Below are 21591 nucleotides of genomic sequence, written 5' to 3'. Positions count from 1 at the left end.
CGAGGCAGCGCTCGCCTTGAACAGTCATCTGCCCGAGCAACTGCCCCAGATGCGCCGCCAACCGCTCAACCATATCCGGAGCAAAGCTCGCCCGTTGATAACTCATGTGCACTGACAACTGCCGCTCCAACCCCACCAGCAGCGTCAACGGATAGTTGGTCTGCTCCTGGGTCACTGGCGAACCAAAGCGCAAACCGTCCGGCGCGCCCTGTTCCAATGCCTGGGCAATCGGGTAGTTCTCGAACACCAGCAGGCTGTCGAACAGCGCGTCGCCGCCCTGCCCGGCCCAGCGCTGGATGTCGAGCAACGCGGTGTGCTCGAACTCGCGCAAGGCCAGGTTCTGCGCCTGCACCGCTTGCAGCCAGCTGGCCAAGGTCTGCTCGGCCCGAGGGCTGGCGATCACTGGCAAGGTGTTGATGAACAGGCCGATCTGCTGCTCGATGCCGGGCAAGTCCGCCGGACGCCCGGCCACGGTCGCCCCGAAGGCCACCGTTTCTCGACCGGTGTAGCGCTGCAACAGCAGCAGCCACGCCGCTTGCACCAGGGTGTTGACGGTGATTTTCGAGGCGCGGGCGAAGGCTTCCAGGCGACGGGTCGACGCTTCGTCCAGCACGTGGACGTGATCGCCGTAACCACTGCCCATGTCGGCCGGTTTGGCCACCGCATCGGCCAATCGTGTCGGCGCCTCCAGCTGTTGCAGCGCCGGTTTCCAGAACGCTTCGCTGGCCGCCGCGTCCTGGCGTTGCAGCCAGGCGATGTAGTCGCGGTAGCGGCTGCCGGACACGGCAACGGGTTGACCGCTGTAGCGTTGCAGCACTTCGCCGAGCAACTGCGAGTTGCTCCAGCCGTCCATCAGGATGTGATGGCTGGTATAGATCAAGTGATAACGCTCCTGCGCCACGCGCACCACCACCAACCGCAACAACGGCGCCGCATCGAGGGCAAAACCTTGCTCGCGCTGGGCCGTTGCGAGGGTGCTCAGGTGCTCAGGCAGGTCAGCCTGCGTACGTGCGTCATGCAGCTGTAACGCGACCGCTACGCGCTTGTGCACCACCTGCACTGCACGCTTGAAATCACCCTCCCAGACAAAACCGCTGCGCAGCACGTCGTGGGCGTCGGTCGCCGCTTGCCAGGCCTGGCGGAAGCGCTCGACGTCCAGCCCTTCGACATCCACGCGCATCTGGTTGATGTAGTGGCCGGCCTGCTGCTCGTACAACGTGTGGAACAGCATGCCCTGCTGCATCGGCGACAGCGGATAGATGTCCTCCACGTCGCGCGCCACCAGCGGCAAGGCGTCCAACTGTTGCTGTTGCAATCCGGCCAGGGGGAAGTCCGACGGCGTGAACCCGTGGTGCCGCGGCTCGCAACAGTGGTCGATCAATGCCTGCAATTCCCCAGCGTAATCCTCGGCCAGCGCCTGGATCGTCGCTTCATCGAACATTTGCGAGCTAAACGTCCAGTCGATGCTCAACTCGCCGGCATAGACGCTGCCATTGAGCGTCAGCCAGTTGTCCAGCGGCGCCAACGGACTCTGCGCCGCGCCCGCCGATTCGCTGGCCGGGACAAACAGGCCGTCGGCGTCGTCGGCAAAGCCGCTGTCGAACTGGCCCAGGTAGTTGAATGTGATGCGCGGCACCGGCAGCGCCGCGAGGGTGAGCCGCGTCGGTTCATCGCCCAGGTAACGCAACACGCCGAAGCCGAGCCCTTTGTCTGGGATCGCCCGCAGTTGCTCCTTGATGACCTTGATCGAGCCTTCGGTGGTGGCCGTCGGGCTCAGGCGCACCGGGAACAGGCTGGTGAACCAACCGACGCTGCGGCTCAGGTCGACATCTTCGAACAGCGCCTCGCGGCCATGGCCCTCCAGCTGAATCAAGGTCGAGGCCTGGGAAGTCCAGCGGCCGATCACCTGGGCCAGCGCGGTCAGCAGCAGGTCGTTGACCTGGGTGCGATAAGCCGCCGGCGCTTGCTGCAACAGACGTCGCGTCTGGTCCTTGTCCAGCCGCGTCTGGACCTGGGTCGCGTGGCACCTGCGCAAATCGCCCCCTGGGCGGTCGCAAGGCAAGTCCTGACCGGCGCCTTGCAGTTGCTCTTGCCAATACTTCAGCTGGGACTGCAACGTCGTGCTGCCGGCATGGGCCTGCAACCGTTGCGCCCAGGTCTGCGCAGCCGTGGTCTTGGCCGGCAACGTTGGCGCCTGACCGGCCTGCAACTGCTCGTACGCCTGTTGCAGGTCCTCCAGTAGTACACGCCAGGACACGCCGTCCACCACCAGGTGATGGATCATCAGCAACAGTCGCTGGCTGCCGTCGGCCAGGCTCGCCAGCACCCCGCGCAGCAGCGCGCCATCGTGCAGGTCGAGGCTGCGTTGGGCTTGTTCGGCCAAGCGTTCAAGGGCCGGCGCATCGGCCACCTCGGCGGTCCACAACAGCGGCGAGCGCTGCCAGAGCGTGCGCTGTTCGGCCAAGGTATTGTGGCGAGCGGTCCAGGTGCCTGCCTCGCAGACGAAGGCCAGGCGCAACGCATCGTGATGCTCGACCAGGGCCTGCAACGCCTGCTCCAGATGCGCGGCATCCACGGCGCGCAAGCTCTTGAGCAACACCGACTGGTTCCAATGATGAGGCTCGGCCATGGCCTGTTCGAAAAACAACTGCTGGAACGGCAGCAATACCGTCTGCCCGATCACCGGGCCCTGATCGATGACCGGCCCGTTGTCACCGGTCGTTGCCACCCCGGCGAGGCCCTGGATGGTCTGGTGCAGGAACAGGTCCTTGGGACTGAAATGAATCCCGGCCTGACGGGCGCGACTCACCACCTGGATGGAAATGATCGAATCGCCGCCCAGCTCGAAGAAATTGTCGGTCCGCCCTACGCGTTCGCGCCCGAGCACGCTTTGCCAGATCGCGGCCAAAGTGTTTTCCACGGCGCTGACCGGGGCACTGTAGCTCTTCGGGCTGGCGCTCGGATCGGCCTTCGGCAGAGCCTTGCGCTCAAGCTTGCCGTTGGGGCTGACCGGCATTTTCTCCAGCCATACCCAGTGTTGCGGCACCATGTAGTCGGGCAAGGACTGACTCAGATGTTCCCTGAGGCGCACTTGCAGCGCCTGGCGAACGGCGTCATCGGCGACCAGCAGCTCGGCGCGCGCCGGCACCACGTAGGCCACCAGCAACGTGCCGTCCTGGGCCAGGACCACGGTTTCGCGTACCGCCTCGTGTTCGGCCAGACGCGCTTCGATTTCGCCCAACTCGATGCGCAAGCCACGGATTTTCACTTGATGGTCCATCCGGCCGGCGTATTCGATCACGCCATCGGCCCGATAACGCGCCAGGTCGCCGGTGCGATACAAGCGCTGGCCAGCGCCGAACGGCGCGGTGACGAACCGTTCGGCGGTCAACGCCGCGCGCCGATGGTAACCGCGCGCCAGCCCTTCGCCCGCCAGGTACAGCTCGCCGATCACCCCGACCGGCACCGGCGACAGCTCATCGTCGAGAATGTAGGTGCCGAGGTTGGCGATCGGCTGTCCGATCGGCACGCTGTCGCGGCCCTCCTCGACGCAGGTCCAGTGGGTCACGTCGATGGCCGCCTCGGTCGGGCCGTAGAGGTTGTACAGGCTGGCATCCGGCAGCTTGGCGAACACCTGCTGCTGGGCATCCACCGGCAGCGCTTCCCCGCTGCAGACGATTCGTTTGAGGCTGGTACATTCGGCCACGCGCGGGTCCTGCACGAACGCCTGGAGCATCGACGGTACGAAGTGCAGCGTGGTGATGCGCTGCGCCGTGATCAGCTCGATCAGTTGCGCCGGGTCGCGATGGGCCCCCGGCGCGGCCACCACCAGCGTCGAGCCGGTCAGCAGCGGCCAGAAGAATTCCCACACCGACACGTCGAAACTGAACGGCGTTTTCTGCAACACACTGTCAGTCGCATCGAGGCCATAGGCCTGCTGCATCCAGCACAGCCGGTTGACCAGGGCGCAATGGCGATTGCCCGCACCCTTGGGCTTGCCGGTGGAACCGGAGGTATAGATGACATAGGCCAGGTTTTCGCCGTGCACCTTGACGTCGGGATTCTCCTCACAACCGGCATGCGACTCCTCAGCGGGCAGGTCCAGTAGCAGACTGCGCAGTCCTTGCGGAATCGGCAAAGCATCAAGCAGGTGTTGCTGGGTCAGCAGCAGACCGATGCCGCTGTCTTCGAACATATAGGCCAGGCGATCCTGCGGGTACTCAGGGTCCAACGGCACGTAGGCGCCACCGGCCTTGAGGATCGCCAACAGCCCGAGCACCATCTCCACCGAACGTTCCACGGCGATGCCCACCAGCACATCGGGGCCGACGCCCAGGTCGATCAAGCGATGGGCCAAGCGGTTGGCCCGGGCGTTGAGTTCGCGATAGCTCAGGCGCTGCTCGCCGAAGACCAGCGCAGGCGCATCCGGGGTCCGGCGCACCTGCTCCTCGATCAGCGCCTGGACGCTGCGGTCGAGCGGGTATTGCCGCGCAGTCGCGTTCCAGCCGATGAGCATGTGCCGACGCTCGTCCTCGTCCAGCAGCGACCATTGCGCCACCGGGCGGTGCAGGTCCTGCACCAGGCTGCGCAACAGGTTGAGCCAATGCCCGGCCATGCGCTCGATGGTCGCCGGCTCGAACAGGTCGGTGGCGTAGGTCAGGGCAGCGTGCAGGCCCTGGGGACTTTCGACGGTGTCCAGGCTCAGGTCGAATTGCGCGGTGCGCTGCGTCCAGCCTACGGGTTCGACGTCGAGCCCCGGCAAGGCCTTGGCAAACACCGCGGCGGTTTCGTTGCGGTGGTTGAACATCGCCTGGAACAGCGGGCTGTGGCTCAGGTTGCGCTGCGGCTGCAGGGCATCCACCAGTTGCTCGAAGGGCAGGTCCTGGTGCATCTGCGCGGCCATGGCCGTCTGCTTGAGCTGTTGCAGCAAAGCGGCGCCGGTCAGGTCGCCGGAGAACTCGCTGCGCAGGACCTGGGTGTTGACGAAGAACCCGATCAAGCGCTCGGTTTCCAGTCGCTGGCGGTTGGCGATCGGCACGCCGACGCGGATGTCGGCCTGGCCGCTGTAGCGATGCAGCAATGCCTGGAACGAGCCGAGCAACAGCACGAACAGCGTGACGTTTTCTTGCCGGGCCAGGGCCTTGAGGTCATCGCTCAAGGCGCGATCCAGCACGATCGGCAGGCGTGCCCCGCGCAGGCTTTGTTGCGCTGGGCGCGGGTGGTCGGTGGGCAGTTCCAGCAGCGGCTGTTCGCCGCCCAGTTGCGCCGACCAGTAGGCGAGTTGGCGGTCGCGCTCGCCGGCCGCCATCCATTGCCGCTGCCAGACCGCGTAGTCGGCGTATTGCACCGCCAATGGCGGCAGTTGTGCCGATTGACCCTGGACGAAAGCCGAGTACAGGCTCATCAGGTCATCGACCATCACCTGTAACGACCAGCCGTCGGAGACGATGTGATGCAGCGTCAGCACCAGCAGATGATCCTCCTCGGCCACTTCCAACAGCGCCACGCGCAGCAGCGCGTCATTCAGCAGATCGAACGGGCGTTGCGTCTGCTGTTCGAGGAAGGCCTGGATATCACGCCCTTCCAGACGCTGCTCGATATAGTCGACTTCGCCCTGCTCACAAATCACCTGGCCAGTGCGTCCATCCTCTTCCACGAATGCGGTGCGCAAGCTTTCGTGTCGCTGGACCAGTGCGGCAAAGCTCTTGCGCAGCGCGTCCTTGTCCAATGCGCCGCGCATCCGCAACGCGGTCGGTATGTTGTAGGCGGCGCCGTCGGGGTCCATTTTCCAGAGGAACCACTGGCGCTCCTGGGCAAAGGACAACGGCAGCGGCGCGTCGCGAGGCACCGGCGTCATGGCCGGGGCCTGTTCGCCTGTCGTGGTATCGAAGGCGGCGACGAACGCCTGCAACGTGCTGTGTTCAAACAGGCTGCGCAGCGGCACTTCGATGCCAAGCACCCGACGGACCCGCGAGACCACCTGGGTCACCAGCAGCGAATGCCCGCCCAGTTCGAAGAAATTGTCTTCCAGCCCCACGCGTTCAAGCTTGAGCACGTCCTGCCAGATTGCCGCGACCTGTTGCTCGACCTCGCTGCGCGGCGCCACGTAGGCCTGCTGCAAATCGCTGGCCTCGGGCGCCGGCAAGGCCTTGCGATCGATCTTGCCGTTGGGCGTCAGCGGCAGTTGCGCCAGGAACAACAGGTGCGCCGGCACCATGTATTCCGGCAACTGCGCCTTGAGGGCCGCCTTGAGTGCGGTGCGCAACGGCGCGTCCGGCTCCGGCACTGCGCCGCTGGCGGGCACCACGTAGGCAACCAATTGCGCGCCGGTCGGGCCTTGGTGGGCCACCACCACGGTTTCGCGCACGCGGTCCTGGGCCAGCAGCGCGGCTTCGATTTCCCCCAGCTCGATACGCAGGCCGCGGATCTTCACCTGATGGTCGATCCGACCGAGGTACTCGACCACGCCTTCGGCGCGATAACGGCACAGGTCGCCGGTGCGGTACAGGCGCTCGCCCGTGGCGGAAAACGGATCCGGCACGAAGCGTTCGGCGGTCAGCGCCGGACGCTGGAAATAACCACGGGCCAGGCCGGCGCCACCGATCAGCAGCTCCCCCGGCGCACCGGGCGGATTGAGGCTCAGGTCGCTGCCGACGATGTACAGCGCGGTGTTGTCCAGCGGTTTACCGAGGAACGGACGGTCGCGCTCCAGGCTCAGCGGATGCAGCGCCGACCAGATGGTGGTTTCGGTCGGGCCGTAGAGGTTCCAGACGTTCGGCGAGAGCGCAAGCAAGCGCTGCGCCAGTTCCAGCGGCAACGCTTCGCCGCCGCAGAGGAAGGTCCGCCCGGCCAGCAGCGAAGCCTGCTCGTGATCGAGCAACATGCGCCAGCTCGACGGCGTCGCTTGCAGCACGCTGACAGCGTGTTGTTCGATCAGCGCCAGCACCGCTTGCGGGTCCTGGTGCACGTTCTGGCCGGTCAGCACCACGCTGGCCCCGGCTGACAGAGGTCCGTAGATTTCCAGGCCGAAAATATCGAAAGAGAACGTCGTCAATGACAGCATGCGGTCGCCGGGCGCGAGGCCCGGCTCGGCGATCATGCTGTGGATGAAATTGCTCAGGGCGCCATGGCGCACCATCACGCCCTTGGGCTTGCCGGTAGAACCGGAGGTGTAGATGACGTAGGCCAGGTGTTCGCCAGTCAGCGGCACCACCGGGCAAATTTGCGGGGCTGCTTGCAGTGCGGCGCCCGGCTGGTCCAGCAGCAACGTCCGGAGCGTCGCCGGGATCGGCAAGCGCGCCTGCAAACGGGCCTGGGTCAGCAGCAGTCCGATGCCGCTGTCCTCGATCATGTAGGCCAGCCGATCCTCGGGGTACGCCGGATCCAGCGGCACATAGGCGGCGCCGGCCTTGAGGATCGCCAGCAGGCCGACAATCATCTCGACGCTGCGCTCGACCGCGATGCCCACCAAGTGGCCGGGCATCACGCCCAGGTCGATCAGGCGATGGGCCAGTTGGTTGGCGCGCGCGTCCAGTTGTGCGTAGCTCAGGGCCTGGTCGTCGATGGTCAGCGCGAGCGCCTCGGGGTTGCGGCGCACCTGTTCGGCGATGCGCTGGTGCACGCAAACGGCTTCGTCAGTGTGATCGGCCACCCGCAGCCATTGCTGCTGCGTGAGTTGCTGTTGCGCCGGGTCGAGCAGCGGCAGTTCGCCGATACGCTGGCGTGGCGCATCGACGATGCCGTGCAGCAGGTTCTGCCAGTGCCCGGCCAGGCGCTCGATGGTCTGCGCATCGAACAGGTCGGTGGCGTAGGTCAGTTCCGCAGCGATGCCCTGCTCGGTTTCATAGGTGCCCAGGGTCAAGTCGAACTGGGCGGTGCGCCCTTCCCATACCAGATCCTCGACCCGCAGCTGCGGCAGGTGCATCTGCCGGCTTCGAGTGGCGTCGGCGTTCTGGTGGTTGAACATGACCTGGAAAATCGGGCTGTGGCTCAGGCTGCGCTCCGGTTGCAGGGCCTCGATCAATTGCTCGAATGGCAAGTCCTGATGGGCCTGGGCCGCCATCGCCGATTGCTTGACCTGGGCGAGCAACTGATCAAACGGCAGTTGCCCATAAACGTCGGCACTGAGTACCTGGGTGTTGACGAAAAAACCGATCAGCCCTTCGGTCTCGACCCGGTTGCGGTTGGCCGTCGGCACGCCCACGCGGATCTGCGGTTGCCCGCTGTAGCGGTGCAGGAGCGCCTGGAACGAGGCCAGCAAGACCATGAACAGGCTGGCGCCTTCACGCTGGGCCAGCTGCTTTAGCGCGGTGGCCAGTTCCGCGCTCAGGTTCAAATCCAGGCGCGCGCCACGAAAGCTCTGCACCGGTGGGCGCGGATGATCGAACGGCAGTTCCAGCACCGGTTGCTCGTCACCGAGGGTCTGGACCCAATAGGCCAGTTGCCGCTCACGCTCCCCCGCCTCCAGCCAGTGCCGTTGCCAGATCGCATAATCAGCGTATTGCACCGGCAGGTCCGGCAAGGCCAGCGGCTGGCCGCCAATGTCGGCGGCGTAGTGCCGGACCAGTTCATCCACCAGCACCTGCATCGACCAGCCATCGGCAATGATGTGGTGCTGGATGAGCACCAGGACATGGTCGTCCTCGGCGATTTTCAACAGCGAAACCCGCAGCAACGGCCCTCGGCGCAGATCGAACGGACGCGCGGTTTGACCTTCGACGCAGGCCTTGATGCGTTCGTCCTGGCTGACCGTAGAACCGGCGGGCAGCGCCTCGACCGCGATGCTCAAGGGCATATGTTGATGAATGATCTGCAGGGTTTGCTCGCCGTGCTCGGCGAACGTGGTGCGCAAGCTTTCGTGGCGCTCGACCACGGCATTGAAGCTGCGCTCCAGCGCCGGCACGTCCAGTTGCCCTTTGAGGCGCAAGGCGCTGGGGATGTGGTAAGCCGAGCTGTGGCGGTCCATCTGCCAGAGGAACCACTGGCGCTCCTGGGCGTAGGACAGCGGGACCTGTTCAAACCCGGAACGCACCTCGGGGATCGGCAGGTTGGCCGGCGAGACGCCCTCTTCGAGCATCTTTTCCAGGTACAGCCGGCGTTTGTCCAGCGGCAGAGTGATAAAGCGCTTGGCAACCCTCAAAGCAACACTCTTGTCCATCAGACTTCCTCCATTTCATCAAGCAGGGCGTCCAGCTTGTTCAGTTTCTGTTCGTTGATCGGCCCGCCGCCGCTGTCGAGTCGGGCGATAAAATCCTTCAGGACGGGGTGCTGGAATAACAGCTGCGGGGTCAGGCTCAACCCCAGTTCGAGAGCCATGCGCGAAACGGCGGTGACCGCCAGCAACGAGTGGCCGCCCAGCTCGAAGAAGTGATCGTGCAGGCCCACGCGCTCGACGGTGAGCACCTGGGCCCAGATCGCTGCGACTTGCTGTTCAAGGTCGCTGACCGGTGCTTCGTAAGCGTTTTGTGAGCGCCCGGCCTCGATGCTCGGCAAGGCCTTGCGGTCGAGCTTGCCATTGGGGGTCAGTGGCAGGTGGTCGAGGAACAGCCAGTGCGCCGGGATCATGTAGTCCGGCAGGTGTGCCTTGAGCGGGTCGCGCAGCGTTTTAGCCTCCTGCTGCAGCGCCGGGGCAACCACGTAAGCCACCAACTGCTGCCCGCCCGGCCCTTCCTGGGCCAGCACGGCGACGTCGCTTACCTCGGCTTGCTGCAGCAACCGCGCCTCGATTTCGCCCAGCTCGATGCGGAAGCCGCGGATCTTCACCTGATGGTCGAGTCGGCCCTGGTATTCGAGCACGCCATCGGCGCGATAGCGGCACAGGTCGCCGGTGCGATACAGGCGTTCGCCGGTGGTCGAGAACGGGTTCGGCACGTATTTCTCGGCGGTCATCGCCGCGCGCCCGAGGTAACCCCGGGTGATGCCCGCGCCGCTCAGGTACAGCTCCGCCGAGACGCCTTGCGGCACCGGTTGCAGGTTGGCGTCCAGCAGGTAACTGGCGGTGTGCTTGAGCGGGCGACCGATGTTCGCCGTGCCGCCGGCGGTGCGGCGGGTCCAGGTGGAATAAGTCGTGTCTTCCGAGGGGCCATACAGATCGTAGACATGCTCAACCCCCACACTTACCTGTGGGAGCGAGCCTGCTCGCGAAAGCGCTGGGTCAATCAATGATGGGGTGACTGACGGGACGCCTTCGCGAGCAGGCTCGCTCCCACAGGTTTTGGGTGTCGGGTAGAGGGCATCCACCAGACTCTGCTTCAGCGGCTCTCCGGCCAGATTGATGATGCGCACGCTGTCCGGGATCTCGCCGCTGCGCTGCAACGCGGCGATCGCCGAAGGCACGGTGTTGATCAGGCGCACCTGATCGCGGGCCGGCAGGTGCGGCAGTTCCAGGGCGTTGCGGGCGATGATCAGCGAGCCGCCGTTGGCGAGGGTGACGAACAGCTCCCACACCGACAGGTCGAAACACACCGAGGTGGAAGCCAGTACGCCTTGTATGTCGTCGCGACTGTAGACGGTTCTGGACCAGTCGATCAGCGCCAAGACGTTTCGGTGGGCGATGGCCACGCCCTTGGGTTTGCCGGTGGAGCCGGAGGTGTAGATGACGTAGGCGAGGTTGTCCGGGGTGACTTGGGTAACGGGTGCGCTCAACGGATAACGTGAAAGGTCGAGCTGATCGAGCATCAGCATTTGCGTCTCGGCCGGAACCGTCAGCGTCTGCGCCACCGCCTGTTCGGTCAGCAACACCCGCGCACGGCTGTCCTCAAGCATGTAGGCCACGCGCTCGGCCGGGTAATCCGGGTCCAGCGGCACGTACGCGCCACCGGCCTTGAGCACCGCCAGCAAGGCGATCAGCAATTGCTCGGAACGCGGCATCGCCACGCCGACCCGCACTTCCGGGCCGACGCCCAGTTCGATGAGTTTGTGGGCCAGGCGATTGGCGCGGCCGTCGAGTTCGCTGTAGCTCAGGCGAATATCATTGAAGGTCACTGCCAGGGCATCCGGCGAAGCGTCGGCCTGGCGCGCAATGACCTCATGAATGCACAGGTCCTGTTCGAACGGCGCATCGACCGGGTTCCAATCATGGGTCAAACGTTGATGCTCATCGAATTCCAGCATCGACAGTTCACCCAGGCAGCGCTCGCCATTGGCGCTCATCTGCCCGAGCAACTGCCCCAGATGCGCCGCCAACCGCTCAACCATATCCGGAGCAAAGCTCGCCCGTTGATAACTCATGTGCACTGACAACTGCCGCTCCAACCCCACCAGCAGCGTCAACGGATAGTTGGTCTGCTCCTGAGTCACTGGCGAACCAAAACGCAAACCGTCCGGCGCGCCCTGCTCCAGCGCCTGGGCAATTGGGTAGTTCTCGAACACCAGCAGGCTGTCGAACAGCGCGTCACCGCCCTGCCCGGCCCAGCGCTGGATATCCAGCAACGCGGTGTGCTCGAATTCGCGCAAGGCGAGGTTCTGCGCCTGCACCGCTTGCAGCCAGCTGTCCAACGTCTGCTCGGCCCGAGAACTGGCGATCACTGGCAAGGTGTTGATGAACAGACCGATCTGCTGCTCGATGCCGGGCAAATCCGCCGGACGCCCGGCCACGGTTGCGCCGAAAGCCACGGTGGTTTTGCCGGTGTAGCGCTGCAACAGCAGCAGCCACGCCGCTTGCACCAGTGTGTTGACGGTGACTTTCGAGGCGCGGGCGAAGGCTTCCAGGCGACGGGTCGACGCTTCGTCCAGCACGTGGATATGATCGCCGTAACCACTGCCCATGTCGGCCGGTTTGGCCACCGCATCGGCCAATCGTGTCGGCGCCTCCAGCTGTTGCAGCGCCGGTTTCCAGAACGCTTCGCTGGCCGCCGCGTCCTGGCGTTGCAGCCAGGCGATGTAGTCGCGGTAGCGGCTGCCGGACACAGTGGCGGATTGACCGCTGTAGCGTTGCAGCACTTCGCCGAGCAACTGCGAATTGCTCCAGCCGTCCATGAGGATGTGATGGTGGCTGTAGATCAGGTGATAACGCTGTTCGTCGAGGCGCACGATCATCAGGCGTATCAGCGCCGGCGCGCTCAGGTCCAGTTGCTCGCGTTCGGCATCGGCCAGGGCCTGCAAGGCCTGGTCAGGCAACGGATCGCTGCGCAGATCCTGCACGCTGTAAGGCAGCTCCAGGTATTTGCTGACCACCTGCACCGGCGCCGGCAGATCCCCTTGCCAGACAAACCGCGTGCGCAGGATGTCGTGGGCGTCCACCGCCGCTTGCCAGGCCTGGCGGAAACGCTGCGGGTCCAGCCCTTCCACGTCCAGGCGCAATTGGTTGATGTAGTCGCCGGTGGCGTCGCCATACACGCCGTGGAACAGCATGCCTTGCTGCATCGGCGACAACGGATACAGGTCGACGATCTGCGCCATCGGCAGCGCCAGCCCGTCCAGTTGCTGCTGGCTCAGGCTCGCCAGCGGGAAGTCCGATGGCGTCACACCGTGATGTCCGCCCTGGCAGCAATGCTCGATGAGCTGCTGTAACTCAAGCGCATACTCGTCGGCCAAGGCCTGGATGGTCGCCTCGTTGAACTGCTCGCGGCTGAAGGTCCAGCCCAGGTTCAGTTCGCCATTGAACACCTGGCCGTTCAACGCCAGCACATTCGACAACGGTGCTTCAGCGTCCAGCTCATCGCCGGCCGCTTCGTTGGCTGGCACGAACAAGGCGCCGTCGGCTGCGTCGAAGCTGGCGTCGAACTGGCCCAGGTAGTTGAAGGTCACGCCTGGCGTCGGCAGCCGCGCCAGACTTGCCCGCGTAGCGTCATCCGCCAGATGCGCCAAGGCACCAAAACCGAGGCCTTTGTCCGGGATCGCCCGCAGTTGTTCCTTGATCTGCTTGAGGCTATCCCCAAGATCGGCCTGCGGCGTGAGTCGGGCCGGGTACAGGCTGGTAAACCAGCCGACGGTGCGGGTCAGGTCGACATCGTCGAACAGCGCTTCGCGGCCGTGGCCTTCGAGCTGGATCAGCGCACTGTCGGCGCCGGTCCAGCGCACCATGACCCGCGCCAAAGCCGTCAGCAGCAAGTCGTTGACCTGGGTGCGATAGGCCTTGGGCGCGTCTTGCAGCAGTTGTCGGGTCAGTGCGGCGTTCAGTCGCGTACGCACCGTCAGCGCGAGGCGGTTCTGCTGGCCGCCTTGTGGATGATCCATCGGCAAGCGCGCATCGATGCCTTCGAGCTGGGTCTGCCAGAAGGCCAATTGCTGTTGCAGCGCCGGGCTGCGGGCATGGTCTTGCAGGCGCTCGGCCCAGACCTGCGCTGAGGTGGTTTTGTCCGGTAGCTGCAACGCTGCGCCGCTGGACAGCTGTCGGTAGGCGCGTTGCAGATCCTCGAACAGAATGCGCCACGACACGCCATCGACCACCAGGTGATGCACCGCCAACAACAGGCGTTGGCTGCCATCGCCCAAGGTCGCCAGTACCGCCCGCAGCAGCGGCCCGTCTTGCAGATCGAGGCTGCGTTGGGCTTCGTTGGCGATGCTGTGCAAGGCCGAGGCATCAGGTGCGTCCACGGTCCAGAGCAGGTCTTCGCAGTGAACGTCCGCAGGACGGTAAGCCGCCTTCCAGCCTTCGCCCTGCTCCGTGAAGCTCAAGCGCAGGCCATCGTGATGCAGCACCAGCGCGCTCAGCGCCTGATTCAGAGTCGACGCCTCCAGAGGCTCGGTCGGCTTGAGCAGCACCGCCTGGTTCCAGTGATGACGTTGCGGTATCGCTTGCTCGAAGAACAAGCGTTGCACTGGCAGCAGCGCCAGCTCACCCGTCACCGGGCCCTGATCGATGACTTGCGCAGCTTCGCCCTGGCGGGCCACGGTCGCCAGCATCTCAAGCGTCTGGTGCTGGAACAGGTCCTTGGGCGTCAAGTGAATCCCGGCCTGACGGGCGCGGCTAACCACCTGGATCGAGACGATGGAATCGCCGCCCAGTTCAAAGAAGTTATCGCGCAGGCCCACCCGCTCAAGCTTGAGCACGTCCTGCCAGATCGCCGCGAGTTGCTGCTCCAGCGCGCTGCGCGGTGCCCTGTAGCTTTGCTGCAATTGGCTGGCGTCGGGCTTGGGCAGGTTCTTGCGATCGAGCTTGCCGTTGGGGGTCAGCGGCAGCCGTTCGAGCAACAGCAGATAGGCCGGGACCATGTGCGCCGGCAAGGTCGCCTTGAGTTGTTCGCGCAGATTCTCTGCGAAGTCATCCGGCACCCATTGATCAGCCACGACGTAGGCCACCAGGCGCTTGCCGCTGCCGGCAGCACCCTCCTGGGCCGCGACCACCGCTTCGCGCACGCCGTCGAGGGCTTGCAGGCTGGCTTCGATTTCACCCAGTTCGATGCGGAAACCACGGATCTTCACCTGGTTGTCGATACGGTCGAGGTAATCGAAGGTGCCGTCGGCGCGCTGGCGCACCAGGTCGCCGGTACGGTACAGCAAGCCGCCGGCGCTGAACGGGTCGGCGACAAAACGCTCGGCGGTCAGCCCCGGACGGTTCAGGTAACCCCGGGCCAGGCCGCTGCCGCCCAGGTACAGCTCACCGGGCATGCCCTGTGGCAGCAGGTTCAGGTCGGCATCGAGCACGTAGGCGCTGCGGTCGCCGATGCGGCTGCCAATCGGCGCGTAGGCCGCGCCACAAGCCACCTCGCGGCCGGCCTTCCAGATCAGCGGCGTGACCACGGTTTCGGTCGGGCCGTAGCCGTTGATGATGTACTCAGGCTGCAAGGCGCGCTTGACCCGTTCGAAGCTGGTATTGGCCACCGCGTCGCCGCCGAAGCAGTAGATGCGCACTTTCGGCGGGTTGCCTTCGCGCTCGGCGTGCTCGGCCAGTTGTTGCAGGTACACCGGCGGGAACGCGACCACCGTCACGCCGTGCTCGCGCATGGCGTTGTAGGTTTGCTCCGGGGTCCACAGGCTGTCATCGCGAATCAGCAACGAGGCGCCGTGGGTCAGGCTGGTGAGCCAGCGCTCATGGGCCCCGTCGAAAGCGAACGACATGAAATGGAATTCGCAATCGCTGTCGCGCATTTCATAACGCTCGCCGATCGCCTGGCAGTGCATCGCCAGCGGACCGTGGGCCACGCTGACGCCCTTGGGGTTGCCGGTGGAGCCGGAGGTGTAGATGACGTAGGCGAGGTTCTGCGGATCGAGTCGCACCTGCGGCGCACCGACAGGCAGCTCGCGCAGATCGACCCGATCCAGCTCCAGCAGCGGTAGCGATTCGGCCACTGGCATTTGCGCCGCCACCGAGGTGTCACTGATCAACAAGGCCAGGCCGGCGTCTTCCATCAGGTACGCCAGGCGCTCCCGGGGATAGCTGATGTCCAACGGCACGTAGGCGCCGCCGGCCTTGAGCACCGCCAGCAGCGCGACGATCACGCTTTCGCTGCGCGGCAGGGCCACGCCGACGCGGGTTTCGACGCCGACGCCACGGGCGATCAAGGCATGGGCCAGTTGGTTTGCGCGCCGGTCGATCTCGCCGTAACTGAAGTGCCGGCCATTGAAGATCACCGCCGTGCGTTGCGGGCGCTCGGTCGCCAACGCGGCGATCCGCTGATGCACGGCGATGTCCACCGGATAAGGCTGCGGGTGATTGTCGGCCTGTTGCCGCGCGTGCTCCGCGGCGCTGGCCAAGGCGATTTCGCCCAGGCTGCGTTCGGCGTCCTGGCTGAATTGCTCAAGCAAGTGCAGCAGGTGAGCGCTGATCTGGTTGATGACCTCGTCGGCGAACTGTCGACGCTCGTAGCTGTAATGCAACGCCAGTTGTTCACCGAGGGTGACCGCCACGCTCAGGGCATAGTGGGTCTGCTCAAGATTGGCCACGTCGCCAAAGGTGACATCGCTGTCGGTGCCCTGCTGCAAGGCTTGGGCGATCGGGTAATTCTCGAACACCAGGAGGTTGTCGAACAGCGCCTCCCCGCCCTGCCCGGCCCAACGCTGGATGTCCGCTAACGGCGTGTGCTCGAAATCCCGCAGGCTCAGGTTCTGCGCCTGCACCGCTTGCAGCCACTGGCCGACCGTCTGGTCGGGGCGCGGCGTGCCGATCACCGGCAAGGTGTTGATGAACAGGCCGACCTGCTGTTCGATACCGGGCAGATCCGCCGGCCGCCCGGCCACGGTCGCGCCAAATGCCACGGTCTGGTGCCCGGTATAGCGTTGCAGCAACAGCAGCCACGCCGCTTGCACCAGCGTGTTGACGGTGACTTTCTGCCGGCGGGCGAAGGTCTCCAGTGCCTTGGTGCGTGGCGCATCCAGCGTCAGGAAGTGATCGCCATGGCCGCTCTGGCCTGCATCGCCCGAGGCCGCGCGGGCGAGCCGGGTCGGTTCTTGCAGCGCGGCCAGTTGCTCGCTCCAGAAGTCCTGGCTGAACTGGCCGTCCTGACGTTGCAGCCAGGCGATGTAATCGCGATAACGTCCGGCGATGCGGCCCGGCGCGTGGCCGTTGTAGCGTTGCATGACCTCGCCGAGCAATTGCGAATTGCTCCAGCCGTCCATCAGGATGTGGTGATGGGTGTAGATCAGATGCCATTGTTCAGCGCCGGTCTGCACCAGCACCAGGCGCAACAGCGGTGCCTGGCTCAGCTCGAAACCTTGCGCGCGTTCTGCGTCAGCCAGCGCGGCAAGGGCCCGGGCCTGAGCCTGGCTATGCTCGGTACGCTCGCGCCAGTCGAGCACCGTGAACGGCAGGCGCACCTGCTTGTGAACAATCTGCAGCGGCTGCGGCAATTCGCCCTGCCAGACGAAGCCGCTGCGCAGGATGTCTTGCGCAGCGACGGTGGCCTGCCACGCCGCACGGAATCGCTCGGCATCCAGGCCTTGCACGTCCACCCGCAGCTGGTTGACGTACTCGCCCGCCGCCTGCTCGTACAGCGTGTGGAACAACAGGCCCTGCTGCATCGGTGACAGCGGGTAGATATCGTCGAGTTGGCCAGCCGCCACCGGCAGATGGTCGAGCTGCGCCTGGCTGATTTGCGCCAGCGGGAAGTCCGACGGCGTCGCTTGCGGCGTCGCCAGACTGACGCAATGTCGAATCAGCGCCTTGAGCTCGAGGGCGTATTGATCGGCCAGTTGCTGCACGGTCGCGCTGTCGAACATTTCACGGCTGAACCCCCAGCTCAGCGCCAGCTCGCCGCCATGCACCTGGCCTTCCACGGTCAGCCAGTTGGCCAGCGGCGCGGTCGGGTCCTGGGCGACTCCACTGCCTTCACCGGATGGCAGCAACAGCGCCGTTTCGTCGAACTGACGGTCGAACTGGCCGAGGTAATTGAAGGTGATGCGCGGTTGCGCCAGACCGGCCAATGTCGCTTGTACCGAAGGCGCCGCCAGATGCCGCAGCACGCCATACCCCAGGCCTTTGTCCGGCACGCCGCGCAGTTGCTCCTTGACGGTCTTGATCGAACCGTCGAGGTCGTCGGTAACGGTGAGCTTCACCGGGAACAGGGTGGTCAGCCAACCGACCGTGCGGGTCAGGTCGATGTCGTCGAACAGCTCTTCGCGGCCATGGCCTTCCAGTTCCACCAGCGTGCCCGGCTGCCCGCTCCAGTGGCTGATGGTGCGGGCCAGCGCGGTCAGCAACAGGTCGTTGACCTGGGTGCGATAGGCCGCTGGGGCCTGTTGCAGCAACTGCCGGGTCAGCTCGGCGTCCAGGCGCCATTCGATCTTCGCGCCGTGGATATTTTGCAGGCTGCCCTGCGGACGATCACAAGGAATGTCCGCCGCGCCCTGGTGCTGGGCTTGCCAGTAGGCCAACTGATCGTCGAAGCGCGACGCTTCGGCACTGAGCCGCGCGGTCCAGCTCTGGAACGCGCTGGTCTTGGCCGGCAACGTGGCCGCGCCGCCCGCCGCCAGTTGTTCGTAGGCTTGCTGCAAGTCTTCCAGCAACACGCGCCACGACACACCGTCCACTACCAGGTGATGAATGATCAGCGCCAGCCGCTGGCTCCCGTCGGCCAGGTCCACCAGCATGGCGCGCAGCAGCGGACCGTCCTGCAGCTTCAGGCTGCGCTGCGCCTCGTCGCACAGTGCAGCGAGGTCTTCGATGGATCGGGCTTCGCGTTGCCAAAGATCGGCGTTTTGCACAAGCGGCCCGTGGCCCTGCCGCCAACCGTCGGCGTCTTCGACAAAGCGCAGACGCAAGGCGTCGTGGTGGTTGATGACGCAGGTCAGCGCCGCGTCGAGCCGCTGTGCATCCAGCGGCTCGCGGGCGGTCAGCAACAGCGACTGGTTCCAGTGGTCACGGGCCTGCATCGCCTGGGAGAAGAACTGCCGCTGGATCGGCCCGAGCACAGCATCGCCGGTAACTGGCGCCTGATCCACAGCACTGTGGCTGTCGCGAGTGGCGACCAGCGCCAGGCTGCGCACGGTCTGGTACTGGAACAGATCGCGGGGATGAATGCGGATACCGACCTGCCGCGCGCGGCTCACCACTTGGATGGAAATGATCGAGTCGCCGCCCAGCTCGAAGAAGTTGTCTTCGAGGCCGACGCGCTCCACGCCGAGTACGTCCTGCCATATTTCGGCCAGGGCAACTTGCAGCGCATCCTGCGGGGCGACGAATGTTTGCCGGGGCGCGGCGTCCGGTTGTGGCAGGGCCTTGCGGTCGAGCTTGCCGTTGGCGGTGACGGGCAATCTGGCCAACGGCATCAGATAGGTCGGCACCATGTATTCCGGCAGGCTCGCCAGCAGCCAAGCCCTGAGGTCCTGCTGCCACTGCTCGTGCGGCTCGCTGTTTTCCAGCACCAGGTAGCCCACCAGGTGCTTGCCGTCCTGGACCAGCACCACGGCCTCGCGCACCAGCGGGTGTTGCAAGAGGCGGGTTTCGATTTCGCCGAGCTCGATGCGCAGGCCGCGCAACTTGACCTGATGATCGAGACGGCCGAGGTATTCGATCACGCCGTCGGCGCGCTGGCGCACGCGATCACCGGTGCGATACAGGCGTGCGCCGGCATGGAACGGGCACGGCACGAAACGCTCGGCGGTCAGCGCCGGACGCTGGTGATAACTGCGCGCCAGCCCCGCCCCGCCGAGGTACAACTCGCCCGCCACGCCCCACGGCACCGGCGACAGATCGGCGTCGAGCACATGGGTGCGCAGGTTGGCGATGGGGACACCGATCGGCACGCAATCGACGCCTTCATCGACACAGGTCCAGTGGGTCACGTCGATGGCCGCTTCGGTCGGGCCGTAGAGGTTGTAGAGCGTAGCGTTCGGCAGCTTGGCGAAGACCTGGTGTTGCGCGTCCAACGGCAGCGCTTCACCGCTGCAAACGATGCGCTTGAGACCTTCGCAGCTTTCCACGCCTGGCTCATGAATGAACGCTTGCAGCATCGACGGCACGAAGTGCAGCGTGCTGATGCGATGGCGATTGATGGTCTCGATCAGTTGCAGCGGATCGCGGTGCGCGCCTGGCGCGGCGACCACCAGTCGGGCTCCGGTCATCAGCGGCCAGAAGAATTCCCACACCGACACGTCGAAGCTGAACGGAGTTTTCTGCAACACCGCGTCGCTGCCATCCAAGGCATAGGCCTGTTGCATCCAGCACAAGCGATTGACCAGCGCCGCATGACTGTTGCCGGCACCCTTGGGTTTTCCGGTGGAGCCGGAGGTGTAGATCACGTAGGCCAGGTTCAGCGGATCAAGCGTGATGTCGGGACGACGCTTGCTGTAGCCGTCGAGCCAGCCGGCCACCTGGTCGAGCTCGATCACCTCGACGCCGTCGGTTGGCAGCGCCGCCGACAGCGAGCGCTGGGTCAGCAGCAAGCCGATGGCGCTGTCCTCGATCATGTAGGCCAGGCGCTCCTGCGGGTACTCAGGATCCAGCGGCACATAGGCGCCGCCGGCCTTGTGAATCGCCAGCAGGCCCACCACCATTTCCAGCGAGCGCTCGACGCAGATCCCCACCAGGCTGTCCGGCCGCACGCCGCGCTCCCGCAGCAGGTGAGCCAGTCGGTTGGCGCGGGCATCGAGCTCGGCGTAGCTCAGGGTTTGCTCAGCAAACACCAGCGCCGGTGCGTCCGGGGTGCGCGCCACCTGGGCTTCAATCAGTTGATGCATGCACTGCGCGGTCGGGTAGCGTTGCGCCGTGGCGTTCCAACCGTGGACCAGGGTGGCGTGTTCGTCAGCGTCGAGCAGCGGCAGTTCGCCGATGCGCCGGGACGGATCAGCGATCATCGCCGTGAGCAATCGCAGCCAATGCCGGGCCATGCGCGCGATGCTCGGCGCCTCGAACAGGTCGTTGGCGTAGGTCAGCGCCGCGTGCAGCGTGCCGGCCTTTTCATAAGTGTCCAGGGTCAGGTCGAACTGGGTGGTGCGCGCCTGCCATTCGATCATGCCCAGTTCCAGCCCGGACGCCGTGCGGATCGTGGTGACGTCCGCCACGTGCGGCTGATGGTTGTACATCACCTGGAACAACGGCGTATGACTGAGGCTGCGCTCCAGCTTGAGCGCTTCGACCAGGCGTTCGAACGGCAGGTCCTGATGGGCCTGGGCGCCGAGCGCGGTTTCTTTGACCCGGCGCAGCAACTCGTCGACACGGAGCTGGCCGTCCAGTCCGGTACGCAGTACCTGGGTGTTGACGAAGAAGCCGATCAGCCCTTCGACCTCATCCCGGTTACGGTTGGCGATCGGTACGCCGACGCGGATATCGGACTGGCCGCTGTAGCGATGCAGCAGCACATTGAACGCGCCGAGCAGCAGCATGAACAGCGTGACGCCCTGCTGCTGGGCTGTGCTGCGCAGTTGCTCCGCCAATGCGGCGTCGATGGCGAATTCATAGCGGCTGCCGCGATAGCTGGGCATCGCCGGGCGCGAATGGTCGGTGGGCAACTCCAGCACCGGATGTTCATCGCCCAGTTGTGCCTGCCAGTACGCCAGCTGCCGCGCCTGCTCGCCGGCCTCCAGCCAGCGACGCTGCCACAGGGCATAGTCGCTGTACTGGATCGGCAGGTCGGCCAGTTGCGGGGCCACGCCTGCCTCGTGGGCGTCGTAGCAGCGGATGAACTCGTCGATCAGCACGTTCATCGACCAGCCGTCCGAGACGATGTGATGCAAGGTCAGCAGCAACACGTGCTCCTGCTGATCAAGCTTGAGCAGTTCGACCCGCAGCAAAGGGCCGCGCGACAAGTCGAAGGGGCGCATCGATTGTGCTTCGGCGGCTTGACGTACTGCGTTCTCGCGCTCGCCTGCCGGCAATGCGCTGAGGTCCTGTTGCTCGATCACCAGCGGTGCATCGGTAGGTACTTGCACCAGGCTGTCGTCGGCATGGCGCTGGAACACTGTGCGCAGGGTTTGATGGCGGGCCACCAGGCTGGCGAAGGCCTGCTCCAGCGCCGACAGGCTCAGCGCGCCCTTGAGCCGCACCGCGCCGGGCAGGTTGTAGGCACCGCTGTCGGGGTCCAGTTGCCAGAGAAACCACATGCGGCGCTGGGCATAGGACAGGGCCTGGCGGTCGTCGGCTTCGACGCCTTGGGGAATGGGGAAGCGACTGAAATCCACGCCCTCCTTGTCCAGCGCTGCCAGGAACATCTGGCGCTTGTCCAGGGGCAACCCGATAAACCGGCGAGCAAGTTTCAAGGCGTCTTCAGCATTCAT

The 21591-nt window shown here is 65.3% G+C and carries 2 protein-coding genes (1 of these 2 running past the window's edge); both read right to left on the bottom strand.

Translation table 11 applies throughout. The features are described 5' to 3' along the window. Positions 1–9157, bottom strand: the 5' portion of a protein-coding gene (locus M1E16_RS08405; RefSeq protein WP_458129629.1) for a non-ribosomal peptide synthase/polyketide synthase. The gene continues 4433 nt to the left of window position 1, outside the view; 9157 of the gene's 13590 nt are visible here — the first part of the coding sequence; it begins with the start codon at positions 9155–9157; its stop codon lies off the left edge, out of view. After that, complete coding sequence (locus M1E16_RS08400; RefSeq protein WP_458129628.1) at positions 9157–21591, bottom strand: non-ribosomal peptide synthase/polyketide synthase; 12435 nt, start codon at positions 21589–21591, stop codon at positions 9157–9159. Before M1E16_RS08400 ends, M1E16_RS08405 begins: the two co-directional genes overlap by 1 nt.

The sequence above is a fragment of the Pseudomonas sp. Z2-11 genome (genome assembly GCF_054161305.1).
This window is presented reverse-complemented; position numbering and strand designations above follow the sequence as displayed.